This is a genomic window from Rosenbergiella collisarenosi, from assembly GCF_018494085.1.
Taxonomy (GTDB): Bacteria; Pseudomonadota; Gammaproteobacteria; order Enterobacterales; family Enterobacteriaceae; genus Rosenbergiella; species Rosenbergiella collisarenosi.
Genome location: NZ_JABBFP010000001.1, coordinates 440122 through 455006, shown reverse-complemented (window position 1 = coordinate 455006; position 14885 = coordinate 440122). Strand labels below are relative to the sequence as shown.

The following is a 14885-nucleotide window of genomic DNA, read 5'->3' as shown; positions in this document are numbered from 1 at the left end:
CTTATTTATTTACCTATAAAATAAGCCCCCCTAGATCCAGTAAGGCGTTGCTACCATCAGTTGATAAAATAGATTACTATCTCGAAAATATTCTATGCATTGTGTTATTCGGAGTATAAGTTGAAGGGTTTTGTTTCCAATATTATTAAACCTCTGTTCTCAAAATGGGATTTTTTTCTAGCAGTATGGCTCGGCGTGTTAACGCTGTCGTTAGGGTACAGAATTAACATAATTCCGCTATTAGCGCTCTTTATGGGCGCTAAATTACTCGCCAAGACTAGCCAATTGCTATACAAACTACTGGTTATTATTTATTCGCTAATAGGATTTCTCTATGCGCCCACGGGCATCATCTATGGCTCACCGGATGTCAATGTCGTCGGCTCATTCCTCTACACTACGCTAGAAGAGAGTATCGGCTTCTTAAAGCAGACCCCTTTCTATGCTTTTCTTCTCGGTCTAGTTGTTCTGATCTTAGGCATTGCCCTGGTAACTGAAAAAAAATCAACTCACGCTGTGGCCTCTAAAAAAAGCCTCATGATGCTGTCGGTATTTTTTGTTGTATTAGTCTCCTTCGGCCCCATGAAGAAAAATAGGATTGATCTCTCGGCATACCGCTTTATCAGTGACCTAGTTACGGCTTATCGTACCGTCAGTACGCAAAACCAAGGTTATGCGGCAATCATACAGAAAAAGCCTATTTGGCAGCCGGTAATAAAAAGTAGGCGTTACCATACCTATTTATTAGTTATCGGTGAGAGCGTACGTCGCGATTATGTTCATGCCTTTGGTGGGCAATTTAACAATACATCTTGGCTTGATAGTGTCCCCGCTACGCTATTTAACAATTATATTTCTGCTGGGCCAGCTACAGTGATCTCATTAACTAATACTTTGGTCTATAAGCAAGATAGAGAGAAGCAACTTAATAATAGCGTTGTGACCCTAGCCGAGAAAAGTGGCTTCGAAACATGGTGGCTATCGAACCAAGGCGTTAAAAGTCATTCAGATTCCCCTATAGCCAGAATAGCGAAAAGCGCTAACCACACGGGCTTTATTAATACAGGTAAAGCAGATTATAGTGCCTCGTCTTCCGATGAAAACCTGTTCCCCCTCCTCGCAGAGGCATTAAAAAGCCCGGCGGGTGATAAACTCATTATCTTACATTTGATGGGGTCTCACCCCAGAGCCTGCGATAGAACTCAGGGCCGTTTCGACAGCGATATCGGTTCAAAAGAGTTATCATGCTACGTCAAATCAATTGCGATGACTGACTCGCTGTTACGTAAGGCCAATCAGTTACTTAGCAACTCTACCGCTAATTGGACGATGATGTATTTTTCAGATCATGGCTTGTCATATATCGATAAAAATAGCTCCCGTGCTTATTTAACCCACGGCGATAGCACCAAACAAAATTATCAGGTTCCCTTCTTTATCTTAAGCAGCGACTCGACGCAACGCCGCGTGATTTCTCAGCGTAGAAGCGGTCTCGACTTTATAACTACCTTTGCTCAGTGGCTCAATATCGATGACCCTGCAATAACCGATCGTTGTTCCATGCTATCGAAGAGTGATTGTGATGAGGTAAATACTGTCTACGACTTTAACGAGCGACTGACAAATTACAATGCACTCCCCTCAATACCATAACCGGTAGCCATCACAAAGTAAGTGCGGCGTTTGACGATAGCCGCACGCTTTGCTTTCTATGATCAGAATGGCGAGACAAGGCTCTGGCCTCTAAGGCAATTATCGCTGTACGTGAAGCTCACTGAACAAGGCTAGCAGCCAGTCCTCACACTAAAAACCCTATCGTCGCCACTCCACTGGTTTATACTTGTTAGCAAATGTCATGGCGGGGAAGTGAAGTGGAAACGATTACTGCGGGGTTTATCTTAACGCGTCACTGGCGCGACACGCCACGGGGTATCGAGGTTTCGTTCTGGATCGCCACCGACGACGGGCCGCTATTGATTAGCGTCCCTCTACAGCGTGCCACCGCCTTTTTTCCTACTGAGCATCGTCCCAGTGTAGAAAGTCTACTCGCTGAATGCGCAGGGATTACGCTACAAGATTCAGCGCTAAACGACTTCTCGGGCCGCCGCCAAACAACGCTTTACCTGACACAGCAACGTACGCTAAAAACCGTTATTCAGCAGTTCAACGACGCGAATATTCCTCTCTACGAAGCCGATATTCGCCCCACCGACCGCTATATGATGGAGCGCTTCATCACCGCGCCCGTCTGGATAGGGCAATCCTCTACGCCGGGACCTGCGCGGCTAAAACCGCATCCTGACTATCGTCCGACGCTTAAATGGGTCTCTCTGGATATCGAAACCAACGAGCGAGGGGAGCTATATTGTATCGGTCTAGAAGGCTGTGGGCAACGCCAGGTCTTTATGCTCGGACCTCCGACCCCGAGTACGGATCCCGTAGATTTTCAGCTTTCCTATGTCGCACATCCCCGCGAGCTCATCCACGCTCTTAATCAATGGATGGCGGCCTATGACCCCGATGTTATTATCGGCTGGAACGTGATCCAGTTTGATCTACGCATATTACACCGTGAGGCGGAGCGTTTCGCCGTACCGCTTAAGTTAGGGCGTGCAGGCGCGACACTCGGCTGGCAAGAACATGGTTTCAAGCCCGGGGTGTTCAGCGCCCAAGCCGCGGGCCGTTGGATCGTCGATGGGATTGAGGCCTTGAAGTCTGCATACTGGGATTTCCCTTCTTTTAGCTTAGAGAATGTCTCGCAGACCCTGCTCGGTGAAGGAAAAGACAGTGCCACACCGCACGACAGAATGGCCGAGATTAACCACCGCTTCCGCCATGATAAGCTGGCCCTCGCGCGTTATAACCTAAAGGATTGTGAGTTAGTTACACGCATCTTTCAAAAAACCGATCTCATGGCTTTTCTACTTGAACGAGCCAGTACCAACGGGCTTCCCGCCGATCGCCACGGGGGGTCGATTGCGGCGTTTACCCACCTGTATCTTCCGCGCATGCATCGTCTTGGCTATGTGGCGCCGAATCTTGGCGATATCGCCCCGCAACCTAGCCCCGGCGGGTTTGTGATGGATTCTCAGCCCGGGCTTTATCGTTCAGTCATTGTGTTGGATTATAAGAGCCTCTATCCCTCCATCATTCGTACATTCTTAATCGATCCGGTGGGCTTAGTCGTCGGTCTGGCGGAACCTGAGCAGGCGGTGCCGGGCTTCCTCTCAGCACAATTTTCACGCACCGTACATTGCCTACCGGCCATCGTTGAGCAAATTTGGCAAGGGCGAGAAAAGGCTAAGCGTGATAACAATGCTCCTCTTTCGCAGGCGCTAAAAATTATTATGAACGCTTTTTACGGCGTACTCGGGACCCCCTCCTGCCGTTTCTTCGACCCGCGCCTGGCATCCTCGATTACACTGCGCGGCCACGAGATTATGCAGCAGACGCGTCAGCTCATCGAACAACAGGGTTATTCGGTCATTTATGGCGATACCGACTCGACCTTTATCTCTCTGGGTGAGCACTGCGATCAGCAGAAGGCCGATACCATCGGTCAGCAATTAGTCACGATAATTAATCGCTGGTGGCAGGAGGTACTACAGGCGCAACTGGGAATAGAGAGCGCCTTAGAGATCGAATACGAGCGCCACTTTACTCGTTTCCTGATGCCGACCATCCGTGGTGCGGAACAAGGCAGTAAAAAGCGTTATGCTGGCTTAGTCGTCGATAATGGCGAGGAGAGCGTCGTTTTTAAAGGTCTCGAAACGGTACGTACCGATTGGACACCGCTCGCCCAACACTTTCAGCAGACTCTCTACGGGTTAATTTTCCGCGACCAACCTTGGGAGGACTATGTACAACACACCGTGCAACAACTGCTCGCCGGGGAGCTGGACGAACAGCTCGTCTATAAAAAACGTCTGCGTCGGCCACTTGCCGATTACGAAAAAAATATCCCCCCCCATGTCCGTGCCGCCCGGCTAGCGGAACAGCTAGCGGTCGCCCAAGGCCAAGGCCCAACCTATCGACGTGGCAGTTCTATTCGTTATGTCATCACGCTAGCCGGCCCGGAACCGGTAGCGGCGACCACAGCCCCCCTCGACTATACTCATTACTTAACAAAGCAATTGCAGCCAGTCGCAGAGGGTATTCTTGGCTTTGTCGGCGGTAATTTCGAAAATGTGATGACCGGGCAATTAGGCCTATTTTGATAGGTGACGAAACCTTCGCCTTCCAGTACCATAGCGCCCTTCAAAATAACCGTGGCCTTTTTCCCACTACCAGGGTGGTAAACGTTAGTCGGCCCGTTATCCGTGAAGCAATACATCCCTATAATTAAGAGAATCGAGCAAAATTTATGCCTTTTACACTTGGTCAGCGCTGGATTAGTGATACAGAAAGTGAACTCGGACTGGGAACAGTCGTCGCTATCGATGCCCGCATGGTAACCCTACTATTCCCTGCCACCGGCGAAAACCGACTTTATGCCCGTAATGATTCTCCCATCACTCGAGTCATGTTTAATCCAGGCGACACCATTACCAGTCACGAAGGTTGGCAAATGGTGGTTGACGAAGTTCGTGATGAAAATGGGCTAATGGCCTATATCGGCACGCGAAACGATACGCAGGAAGCTGACGTGGTGCTGCGCGAGGTCATGTTAGACAGCAAACTTATTTTTAGTAAGCCACAGGATCGCCTGTTCGCGGGACAATTGGACCGGATGGATCGGTTCGCATTACGCTACCGCGCGAGAAAGTATCAGAGCGAACAATACCGTCTCCCGACCAGTGGCATGCGCGGCATGCGTACTAACTTAATCCCGCACCAGCTCCATATCGCTAAAGATGTCGGCCGCCGCCATGCCCCACGCGTATTGTTGGCAGACGAAGTCGGATTAGGTAAAACCATTGAAGCGGGGATGATTATTCAGCAGCAGTTACTCGCTGGCCGCGCCGAGCGCGTCTTAATCATCGTCCCAGAAACGTTACAGCACCAGTGGCTAGTTGAGATGTTACGCCGCTTTACCCTGCACTTCGCGCTGTTCGATGATGAACGGTATAACGAAGCTCGCTTCGATAGCACTAATCCATTCTTTACCGAGCAACTCGTCATCTGCTCATTGGATTTTGTGTGTAAAAACAAGCAGCGTTTGGAAGATATGCTAGAGGCCGATTGGGACTTGATGGTTGTCGATGAAGCCCATCACCTCTCTTGGTCGGCTGGGAAGCCTGGCCGTGAATATCAAGTAATCGAAAAGCTCGCGGACGTCGTCCCCGGCGTACTGCTGTTGACCGCGACGCCAGAACAATTGGGGATGGAAAGTCACTTCGCGCGCTTACGTCTGCTCGATGCGGATCGTTTCCATGACTTCGATGCATTTGTAGAAGAACAACGCCATTTTCAACCAATCGCCGATGCTGTGGCGAGCTTGCTAGCAGAAGAGTCGCTTGCCGACGAACAAATCGCGGTCATTAACGGGTTGATCAAGGAACAGGATATCCGCCCACTGATCTTGCAAGCCAATAGCGATAGCGATGAGCGCTTAGCCGCCCGCGAGCAATTGGTCGAGATGTTGACGGATCGTCACGGCACCAGCCGTGTTCTCTTTCGTAATACCCGTCAAGGGGTACAGGGCTTTCCAAAACGGGAGCTGCAGGCTGTTCGCTTGCCGCTTCCTAGCCAATACCAAACGGCAATCAAGGTGTCAGGCATCATGTCTGCACGTAAAAGCAAGGAAGAGCGCGCACGGGATCTCCTTTATCCAGAGCAAATTTATCAAGAATTTGAAGGGGATAATGGCACCTGGTGGGCGTTCGATCCGCGCGTAGAGTGGCTGATCGATTATCTTCTTGAGCATCGCAAAGAGAAGGTGCTGGTGATCTGTGCGAAGGCGGCCACGGCGTTGCAGCTCGAACAAGTACTTCGCGAACGTGAGGGGATCCGCGCGGCCGTATTCCATGAAGGGCTATCGATCATCGAGCGCGATAAGGCCGCGGCCTTCTTTGCCTCGCAGGAAGATGGTGCGCAAGTGCTGCTCTGCTCTGAGATCGGCTCTGAGGGACGTAACTTCCAATTTGCCAGCCGGATGGTCATGTTCGACCTGCCTTTCAATCCCGATTTATTAGAACAGCGTATTGGCCGATTAGACCGTATTGGACAACTCCACGACATCGAAATCATGGTTCCATGGCTGGAAAACACCGCGCAAGCCGTGTTATTACGCTGGTTCCATGAGGGATTAGATGCGTTCGAGAGCACCTGTCCGACCGGTCGGACCATTTACGATAGCGTCCATCCACAGCTCCTCGAGTTCTTAGTCGCTCCCGAGAAGGATGAGGGCTTGGATACCTTTATCGAGACTTGCCGCGCGCAACACGATGCCCTAAAAGCCCAACTCGAATCAGGCCGTGACCGCTTGCTGGAACTGCACTCCCATGGGGGTGAAAAGGCCGAGCGTTTAGCCGACGAGATTGCCGCTCAAGATAACGATACCGCATTGGTGAACTTCGCTCTGAATCTATTCGATATTGTCGGCATTAATCAGGAAGACCGTAGCGATAATCTGATTGTCTTAACGCCTTCAGACCATATGCTAGTCCCCGATTTCCCAGGGTTACCGGAAGATGGCTGCACCATTACCTTCAATCGTAACCAAGCATTATCGCGGGAAGATACGCAGTTCATTACGTGGGAACATCCACTCATCCGTAATGGCCTCGACCTGATCTTATCCGGTGATACCGGTAGCTGTGCGCTCTCTTTATTGAAAAATAAAGCGCTACCCGTGGGAACCCTGCTGCTTGAATTAGTTTATGTCGTCGAAGCCCAAGCGCCGAAGCAACTCCAACTCACACGCTTCCTTCCCCCTACCCCGCTGCGCGTATTAGTGGATGCGAAGGGGAATAACTTAGCGGATAAGGTCGAGTTCGAAAGCTTCAACCGTCAGCTTAATGCCGTCAATCGCCACACCGGGAGTAAACTGGTCAACGCAGTTCAGCAGGAAGTTCACCAGATGTTGAAGACGGGCGAACAGCTCGTCACGGCGGGCGCGCAGGCGGTCATCGCCGAGGCGAGCCAGACGGCGGAAAAACAGTTAACTGCCGAACTCGCACGTTTGGAAGCCCTCAAAAATGTGAACCCAAATATTCGTGAAGACGAAATTGATGCGCTACGCGATAACCGCCAAGAGGTGCTCGAAAGCCTGTCACAGGCCAATTGGCGTCTCGATGCCTTGCGCCTAATTGTGGTGACCCACCAGTAAAAGTGACGAGGGGGGAAACCCCCTCTAGGAAAGTAAATGGAAGCGTATCATCCCCCGCTCGAACCCTGGCTGCACATTCTGTACCAAGACGAGCATATCTTAGTGGTTAACAAACCCAGCGGGCTGTTATCAGTCCCCGGACGGTTACCCGAACACAACGACAGTGTTATGACGCGTATTCAACGCGACTTCCCGAATGCTCAATCGGTGCATCGTCTCGATATGGCGACGAGTGGGGTGATGGTTGTCGCCCTAACTAAGGATGCCGAACGCGAGTTAAAACGTCAGTTCCGCGAACGAGAGCCATCCAAAACCTACATCGCGCAGGTCTGGGGCCAGCTCGTCCCCGACGAAGGATTGGTCGATTTACCGTTGATTTGTGATTGGCCTAATCGACCTAAGCAAAAGGTATGTTTCGAAACCGGCAAAGCGGCGCAAACAGAGTGGGAAGTGCTGGCGCGGGATGCGCTAAGCTGTCGCGTGCAACTCAAGCCCATTACCGGGCGCTCCCACCAGCTGCGCGTTCATATGCTCGCGATGGGACACCCTATCTTGGGCGATAATTTTTATGCCTCACCAGAAGCCAAGGCGCTGTCACCGCGCTTGCTACTCCATGCAGAGCGTCTGACGATTACTCACCCTGCGTTTGGCAACAGCATGACGTTTAAACAGCCTGCTGAGTTCTAGTCAGCCAAGCCTGCGCACACCTTAAGATTAAAACCCTTTCTGTGTGCGGATCAGTTCGTAGGCAGACTGGATTTTCTGCGCTTTCTCTTTCGCTAGCGTCATCATCTCGGGCGGTAAGCCTTTGGCGACCAGCTTATCCGGGTGATGCTCGCTCATCAACTTGCGATAGGCGCGTTTGATCGTCAGGGCATCATCCTGTGGCGATACGCCCAGCACCGAGCATGCATCTTGTAACGTAGGCCCTTGCGGTGAGTGATGAAAGCCGCCCTGTTGCTGCGAGTAGCCCTGCTGACCAAAGTGACTCCCACCCGTCATCATGCGGATAAACAGATCGAACTGTTGGCGGGAAATACCTAGCTCTTCGGCGATAATATAGAGCACCTGCTGTTCATTCGGATGTAACTCACCGTCAGCCAATGCCGCTTGGATTTGGATTTCCAGAAAAATCTTAATCAGATCAACGCGCCCCGCACATGCCTGCCTGAATTCTCGCAGCCTATCGCGTAACGGAAAACCTGCCTCCTTTCCCTCACGAAAAGCCTGCTGGGCGAGCTGGCGCGCCGCGCCTTGCAACTGCATACGATCCATAATCGTCGACGCCAGCTGAATATCCGCTTCGGTGACGCGTCCTTTCGATTTGGTCAAATGCCCCATAACCTGAAAGGTAGTAATAAAGAAGAGGTTTTGGCGTGAATGCGCCGTACCCTTAAATTGTCCCCCAAATGTGGACAAGAAAGTATCGAGAAGATGCCCAATGAGTACGCCGCCGACGATGCCCCAGAAACCAATCCCCGAAAAGAGCCCTAATAAAAAACCAATAACTTTGCCGCGGTAGCGCATAAACTCCTCAATTCGTCATGCTAATGTTTTCATTTTCGATTATCATACCCGTCATTTACTAAACCGCCTATCGCTAAACCAGCTTAATCGTGATTATCGCTGGCGCTGATACTTTCGGTAAGTTACTCTTTATCGGACTGCTGGCCCCTTGCCAGAACTAACGGAATCCTAGATACCGCGTATGAATAAAAGACTACCTACATTGCTGGCCACCATGATTGGATCAGCCTTATACAGCCAGTATTCGCTTGCTGACGATCTGATGTCGCAATGTATGCTGGGCGTTCCTTCTTATAATCGTCCGCTGGTCAATAGCGACCCGAATACCCAGCCAGTCACTATTCACTCCGATAGTGTCAAAGGGAACTATCCAGATGATGCGATTTTCGATGGTAAAGTAGATGTTAACCAAGGTAATAGCCGCCTACAGGCTGACCAAGTTCAACTTCACCAACGTCAGCAAGCAGGTCAATCTACACCGACTCGTACCGTCGATGCCTTGGGCAATGTTCATTATGATGATAACCAAGTTATCTTAAGAGGCCCGAAGGCCTGGTCCAATCTCAATACTAAAGATACCAACGTTTGGAATGGTAACTACCAAATGGTGGATCGCCAAGGCCGTGGTACCGGCGACCAAATGAAGCAGCGCGGCGATAACCGTTATACTATTTTAGAAAACGGTAGTTTCACTACCTGTTTACCCAACGCGAATAGTTGGAGCGTAGTCGGTTCACAAATAATCGAAGATCGCCAAGAAGAAGTGGCTGAAATCTGGAATGCTCGCTTTAAAATCGGTTCAGTACCGGTCTTCTATAGCCCCTATTTGCAAATACCGATCGGCGACCGTCGTCGCTCAGGTTTCCTGATCCCTAACGCGAAATATGGCAGTAAGAATGGCTTCGAGTTTATGTTGCCTTATTACTGGAACATTGCGCCGCAGATGGATGCGACCATTACTCCGCACTACATGAGTAAGCGGGGCATGCAGTTACAAAACGAATTCCGTTACCTCTCCGTACTCGGTGCCGGATTGATGGAGTTCGACTATCTCGGTTCGGACAATCAGTACGATAAACAAAAAGAGGCTCGCGGCCTCTCATCAGGCGATGGGTCGAAGCGCTGGTTATTCTACTGGAACCACAGTGGGGTCTATGACCAACATTGGCGTTTCAACGCGGACTATACCAAGGTCAGCGACCGTTACTACTTTAACGATCTCGACTCAAAATATTACAGCTCGACCGACGGCTATGCGGATCAGAAATTTAGTTTCGGCTACGCCGCAACTAATTGGGATGCAACGCTCTCGACGCGTGATTTCCAGACGTTTAATAAGTTAAACACTAGTATTTATCGCACCCTGCCACAGTTGGATGTCAATCTTTACCAAAATGATGTCGGGCCGTTCGATACCCATGTTTATGGTCAATTCGCGCGTTTTACCAACACGAATTCGCGTTTACCTCGCGCGACCCGGTTGCACATTGAGCCGACCATCGACTTACCGCTGTCTAATGGCTGGGCGAGTTTAAATACCGAAGCAAAATTACTGGCGACCCACTACCAGCAAGAACACTTGCAAAACGCCAATGACCTCCCTAATGGTGGCGATTACAATTTAAAAAGCTCGGTTAACCGCACACTACCGCAATTCAAGGTCGATGGTAAGCTCGTCTTTGACCGCGATATGGACTGGGCGCAAGGGTATACTCAAACACTGGAACCACGTGTTCAGTACCTGTATACGCCATACCGTAATCAAAATAATATCTATCCTTACGATTCCACACTCTTGCAGACGGATTACACGGGCCTGTTCCGTGACCGTACGTATAGCGGGCTAGATCGTATTGCGTCGACTAACCAATTAGCAACCGGCGTTACGACGCGTATCTATGACGAAAATTTAGTTGAACGTTTTAACGCTTCTGTAGGTCAGATATACGCGTTTACCCGTTCTCGTACGGGTGACCCGTCGGATGATAATGATACGGGAAGTATTATTTGGGCAGGTGACACTTACTGGCGCATGACTGATCAATGGGGTTTACGTGGTGGGCTTCAGTATGACACCCACTTGAACAACGTCGCTCAAGGTAATGCTGGTCTGGAATACCGCCAAGATAGTGACCGTGTGATACAACTGAACTATCGCTATAGTAGTCCTGAATACATTGCTCGTGCGATGAATAACTCGATCTACACCACTAGCCCAATCTATAAGAACGGGATCTCACAAGTCGGTGCCACCGCCAGCTGGCCGATTGCTGATGCATGGTCGGTAGTTGGCGCTTACTATTATGATACGCGTAATAGTAAGCCTGCGGAGCAGCTGCTTGGCGTGCAATATAGCTCTTGTTGCTATGCGGTACGCTTGGGTTATGAACGTAAGATCAATGGCTGGCAGAACAATACGAGTGAGTACGATAATCAAATCTCATTCAATATTGAGTTCAGAGGATTAGGGGCTAACTACGGTCTAGGCACCGCAGAGATGCGGACTCAGGGAATTATCCCTTATCAGCCAGCGTTTTAATTATTAGTCGATAACCGGTAATTTCCGCATTGCGGCCTTAACGATGGAATATGTATGAAGAATTGGAAACTCCTGATGCTCGGCGCTTTAATGGCGAACGCTAGTTACACGTTTGCAGCGCCTCAAGTGATCGATAAAGTTGCAGCCGTCGTCAATAACGGTGTGGTACTCGAAAGTGATGTAGACAGCATGATGGCATCTGTGAAGAGCCAAGCTCGTCAGGCAGGGCAGCAATTACCGGATGATGCAACATTACGCCATCAGATCTTAGAACGGCAGATCATGGACAGCATTATCATGCAACAGGGTCAACGCGCTGGCGTTAATATCAGCGACCAAGAGTTAGACGAAGCGATCCAAAATATCGCCGGTCAAAACCATATGACTCTGGATCAACTTCGCAGCCGTCTGGCCTACGATGGCATGAACTATCAAACCTATCGTACCCAGATCCGTCATGAAATGACGATTGCGGCAGTGCGAAATAACGAGGTGCGTAGCCGTATCACTATTCTTCCACAAGAAGTCGATACCCTAGCGAAACAAGTCGCTGCGCAGAATGTTCCGGGCACTGAGATGAACCTGAGCATGATCTTACTGCCTCTGCCAGAGAACCCGACGCAACAACAAGTCGACGACGAAGAAGACTTAGCGAAGAAGTTAATCGGTGAATTACGTGGCGGAGCAGACTTCGGTAAAATGGCGGTGACCTATTCCGCCGCGCCTGAAGCGCTGAAAGGCGGCAACATGGGGTGGGGAAAAATCGAAGAGCTTCCTTCCCTGTTTAGCCAAGCCCTTAGCACCGCGCAGAAAGGTGATATTATCGGTCCTATCCGTTCTGGCGTCGGCTTTCATATCCTGAGAGTCAACGATATGCGTGGCGAAAGTAAAAACGTCTCTGTGACCGAAGTGCATGCGCGCCATATCTTAATCAAGACCTCACCGATCATGAACGATGATCAAGCACGCGCTAAAATCGAACAGATTGCTGCGGATATCCGTAGCGGCAAAACGACGTTCGCTAACGCGGCACGTCAGAATTCTGACGATCCGGGTTCTGCTAACCAAGGTGGTGATTTAGGTTGGGCGTCGCCGACTATTTACGATCCTGCGTTCCGCGATGCATTAATGCACCTGTCACCGAACAAACTCAGTCAACCGGTACGTTCTACTTTCGGCTGGCATTTGATCGAGCTGCTGGGGACACGTCAGGTAGATAAGACAGATGAAGCAGAAAAAGATCGGGCTTACCGCATCCTGTTCAATCGTAAGTTTGCAGAAGAAGCGCAAACTTGGATGCAAGAAGAACGTGCTTCTGCATACGTAAAAATCTTAGACTCTAATGGCTGATATTCCTCGTATCGCTATCACTCCCGGCGAACCCGCCGGGATTGGTCCAGACCTCATTGTGCAACTAGCGCAACAGGCTTGGCCCGCAGAACTCGTAGTTTGTGCCGACCGCACCCTACTCTTGCAACGAGCCACACAGCTTGGCTTACCTCTTACCCTGCACGACTACCAACCGCAACGACCCGCGCAAGAACAGGCAGCCGGAAGTTTAACGCTCTGTGAGATCCCCTTACCCGCGATCACGACACCCGGCCTACTCAATGTAGCTAATAGCCCGTATGTTCTCGAGTCGCTGGCACGCGCGTGCGATGGAAATCTCAATGGTGAATTCGACGCACTCGTCACCGGCCCCGTCCATAAAGGGGTTATCAATGACGCAGGCATACCTTTCACGGGTCATACCGAATTCTTCGCGGATCGCTCGTTAACCCCGCGTGTTGTGATGATGTTAGCCACCGAGGAGCTACGAGTAGCGCTCGCGACGACGCACCTTCCGTTGAAAGATGTCTCCGCGGCCATCACTCAGCAAAGCTTATGCGAGGTGATCACCATTCTGCACACAGACCTGTGTCGTAAATTCGGGCTAAGTGATCCGCATATTCTAGTGAGTGGACTCAATCCACATGCCGGCGAAAACGGGCATATGGGTCGCGAAGAGATCGACGTGATCGAACCGGTTCTCGCTAAGTTACGTGAACGGGGCTATCGCCTCACTGGCCCGCTGCCTGCCGATACACTTTTCCAACCTAAATATTTGCAGCAGGCCGACGCGGTACTGGCTATGTACCATGACCAAGGGCTACCGGTATTGAAGTATCAGGGGTTTGGTCGCGCGGTAAATATTACCCTAGGTTTACCTTTTATCCGGACCTCAGTCGATCATGGCACTGCCCTCGACTTAGCCGGGACACACCAGGCGGATACGGGGAGTTTTATCACTGCCCTGCGCCTCGCTATCACTATGATTAAGAGTAGTAATGAATAATCGCGTACATCAGGGCCACTATGCCCGCAAACGTTTTGGACAAAACTTCCTGAATGACAGCTATGTTATCGATAGCATAGTCTCTGCTATCCATCCGACCAAACAGGATGCCATGGTAGAAATCGGCCCAGGTCTTGGTGCACTTACAGAGCCGGTCGGCGAGCGCCTTGATGCCCTGACCGTTGTCGAGCTCGATCGCGATCTGGCTGCGCGCCTGCAGACACACCCCTTCTTAGGGCCTAAGCTGACTATTTTTCAGCAAGACGCGATGACATTTAATTTCGGCGAGCTCGCTGAGCAAAGAGGCCAACCGCTACGCGTATTTGGTAACCTGCCCTATAATATTTCGACGCCATTAATGTTCCATCTTTTCAGCTTCACCAAAGCGATTAAAGATATGCACTTTATGCTGCAGAAAGAGGTCGTTAATCGTCTGGTAGCAGGACCGGATAGTAAAGCTTATGGACGCTTAACGGTGATGGCACAGTACTACTGCCAAGTCATCCCAGTACTCGAAGTGCCGCCGCATGCCTTTACTCCGCCGCCAAAAGTCGATTCAGCCGTGGTACGTTTAGTTCCCCATCAGCAATCGCCTTATCCTGAGGTCGATGTCCGCGTACTGGGTCGTATTACCTTAGAAGCCTTTGGAAAACGTCGTAAGACATTGCGTAACAGCCTAGGACACCTGTTCAGCGCTGACGTGCTTGAGCAATTAGGGATTGATGGCACGCTTCGTGCTGAGAATGTTACCATCGGTCAATATTGCCAACTTGCGCAATGGCTGACGGCCCATCCTCCCCAACAACCTCGCGAGGAATAATGTCGGACACTACCGCCTTAAAGATTAGCGTCACCACTCATTATCTTCCGGCGCATTCGGCGCCGGATAACAATCAGTACCAATTCGCCTATACTATTACCCTAGAGAATCAGAGCGATCAGCCTATGCAGCTACTAGAGCGTTACTGGCTGATTACTGATGGTAATGAAAAAATCACGGAGGTAGAAGGCGAAGGCGTCGTAGGTAAACAGCCGCACCTCAAAATGGGCGAACGCTTCCAATACACGAGTGGCGCGATGCTTGAAACGCCTGTAGGCACGATGCAAGGTCATTATTTAATGAGAAATGAAGATGGTAGCGAGTTCAAAGCCCAGATTCCTCTATTTCTCTTAGCCGTAGAAGGCGCCCTGCACTAACCGCAATTTTTCTTACG

At 50.5% G+C, this 14885-nt stretch carries 10 protein-coding genes; 9 read left to right on the top strand and 1 reads right to left on the bottom strand.

Annotation, left to right across the window (positions count from 1 at the left end; all coding sequences use genetic code 11):
• Nucleotides 1-120: 120 nt before the first annotated feature.
• From HGT70_RS02020 to rluA, 4 genes are all read left to right on the top strand, one after another.
• Nucleotides 121-1653 carry a phosphoethanolamine transferase gene (locus tag HGT70_RS02020; protein ID WP_214194758.1) on the top strand — a complete coding sequence of 511 codons (1533 nt, stop codon included), beginning with the start codon at nucleotides 121-123 and terminating at the stop codon, nucleotides 1651-1653.
• A gap of 197 nt (nucleotides 1654-1850) precedes the next feature.
• Entirely contained in the window at nucleotides 1851-4217 is a 2367-nt protein-coding gene (locus tag HGT70_RS02015; RefSeq protein ID WP_214194757.1) for a DNA polymerase II, read from the top strand.
• Between the two features lie 146 nt (nucleotides 4218-4363).
• The gene (gene rapA, locus HGT70_RS02010) at nucleotides 4364-7270 is read left to right on the top strand and encodes an RNA polymerase-associated protein RapA (RefSeq protein ID WP_214194756.1); all 2907 of its coding nucleotides are present in this window, start codon (nucleotides 4364-4366) and stop codon (nucleotides 7268-7270) included.
• A gap of 36 nt (nucleotides 7271-7306) precedes the next feature.
• Nucleotides 7307-7957: a bifunctional tRNA pseudouridine(32) synthase/23S rRNA pseudouridine(746) synthase RluA gene (rluA, locus tag HGT70_RS02005; RefSeq protein WP_071434097.1), complete on the top strand. Its 651-nt coding sequence runs from the start codon at nucleotides 7307-7309 to the stop codon at nucleotides 7955-7957.
• 27 nt (nucleotides 7958-7984) lie between these two features.
• Here the strand turns inward: rluA and djlA are convergent, their stop codons facing one another.
• Nucleotides 7985-8797 carry a co-chaperone DjlA gene (gene djlA / locus HGT70_RS02000; protein ID WP_071434095.1) on the bottom strand — a complete coding sequence of 271 codons (813 nt, stop codon included), beginning with the start codon at nucleotides 8795-8797 and terminating at the stop codon, nucleotides 7985-7987.
• A 181-nt stretch (nucleotides 8798-8978) separates the two neighbouring features.
• On the opposite strand from djlA, the gene lptD reads away from it, so the two are divergent.
• The 5 genes from lptD to apaG are packed head-to-tail and all read left to right on the top strand — an operon-like array spanning nucleotide 8979 to nucleotide 14868.
• Nucleotides 8979-11336, top strand: coding sequence for an LPS assembly protein LptD (gene lptD, locus HGT70_RS01995; RefSeq protein WP_214194755.1), 2358 nt, complete (start codon nucleotides 8979-8981; stop codon nucleotides 11334-11336).
• 54 nt (nucleotides 11337-11390) lie between these two features.
• On the top strand, nucleotides 11391-12686 hold the full coding sequence (surA, locus tag HGT70_RS01990; protein WP_071434091.1) for a peptidylprolyl isomerase SurA: 1296 nt from the start codon (nucleotides 11391-11393) through the stop codon (nucleotides 12684-12686).
• Nucleotides 12679-13671: a 4-hydroxythreonine-4-phosphate dehydrogenase PdxA gene (gene pdxA, locus HGT70_RS01985; protein ID WP_071434089.1), complete on the top strand. Its 993-nt coding sequence runs from the start codon at nucleotides 12679-12681 to the stop codon at nucleotides 13669-13671. Before surA ends, pdxA begins: the two co-directional genes overlap by 8 nt.
• Nucleotides 13664-14491: a 16S rRNA (adenine(1518)-N(6)/adenine(1519)-N(6))-dimethyltransferase RsmA gene (gene rsmA, locus HGT70_RS01980; RefSeq protein WP_071434087.1), complete on the top strand. Its 828-nt coding sequence runs from the start codon at nucleotides 13664-13666 to the stop codon at nucleotides 14489-14491. Before pdxA ends, rsmA begins: the two co-directional genes overlap by 8 nt.
• The gene (gene apaG, locus HGT70_RS01975) at nucleotides 14491-14868 is read left to right on the top strand and encodes a Co2+/Mg2+ efflux protein ApaG (protein WP_071434085.1); all 378 of its coding nucleotides are present in this window, start codon (nucleotides 14491-14493) and stop codon (nucleotides 14866-14868) included. Before rsmA ends, apaG begins: the two co-directional genes overlap by 1 nt.
• Nucleotides 14869-14885: the final 17 nt, after the last annotated feature.

Bases quoted from the DNA above. Each gene is read 5' to 3' on its own strand.
- HGT70_RS02015 (WP_214194757.1), top strand. From the start codon at position 1,851: ATGTCATGGCGGGGAAGTGAAGTGGAAACGATTACTGCGGGGTTTATC.
- rapA (WP_214194756.1), top strand. From the start codon at position 4,364: ATGCCTTTTACACTTGGTCAGCGCTGGATTAGTGATACAGAAAGTGAA.
- rluA (WP_071434097.1), top strand. From the start codon at position 7,307: ATGGAAGCGTATCATCCCCCGCTCGAACCCTGGCTGCACATTCTGTAC.
- djlA (WP_071434095.1), bottom strand. From the start codon at position 8,797: ATGCGCTACCGCGGCAAAGTTATTGGTTTTTTATTAGGGCTCTTTTCG.
- lptD (WP_214194755.1), top strand. From the start codon at position 8,979: ATGAATAAAAGACTACCTACATTGCTGGCCACCATGATTGGATCAGCC.
- surA (WP_071434091.1), top strand. From the start codon at position 11,391: ATGAAGAATTGGAAACTCCTGATGCTCGGCGCTTTAATGGCGAACGCT.
- pdxA (WP_071434089.1), top strand. From the start codon at position 12,679: ATGGCTGATATTCCTCGTATCGCTATCACTCCCGGCGAACCCGCCGGG.
- rsmA (WP_071434087.1), top strand. From the start codon at position 13,664: ATGAATAATCGCGTACATCAGGGCCACTATGCCCGCAAACGTTTTGGA.
- apaG (WP_071434085.1), top strand. From the start codon at position 14,491: ATGTCGGACACTACCGCCTTAAAGATTAGCGTCACCACTCATTATCTT.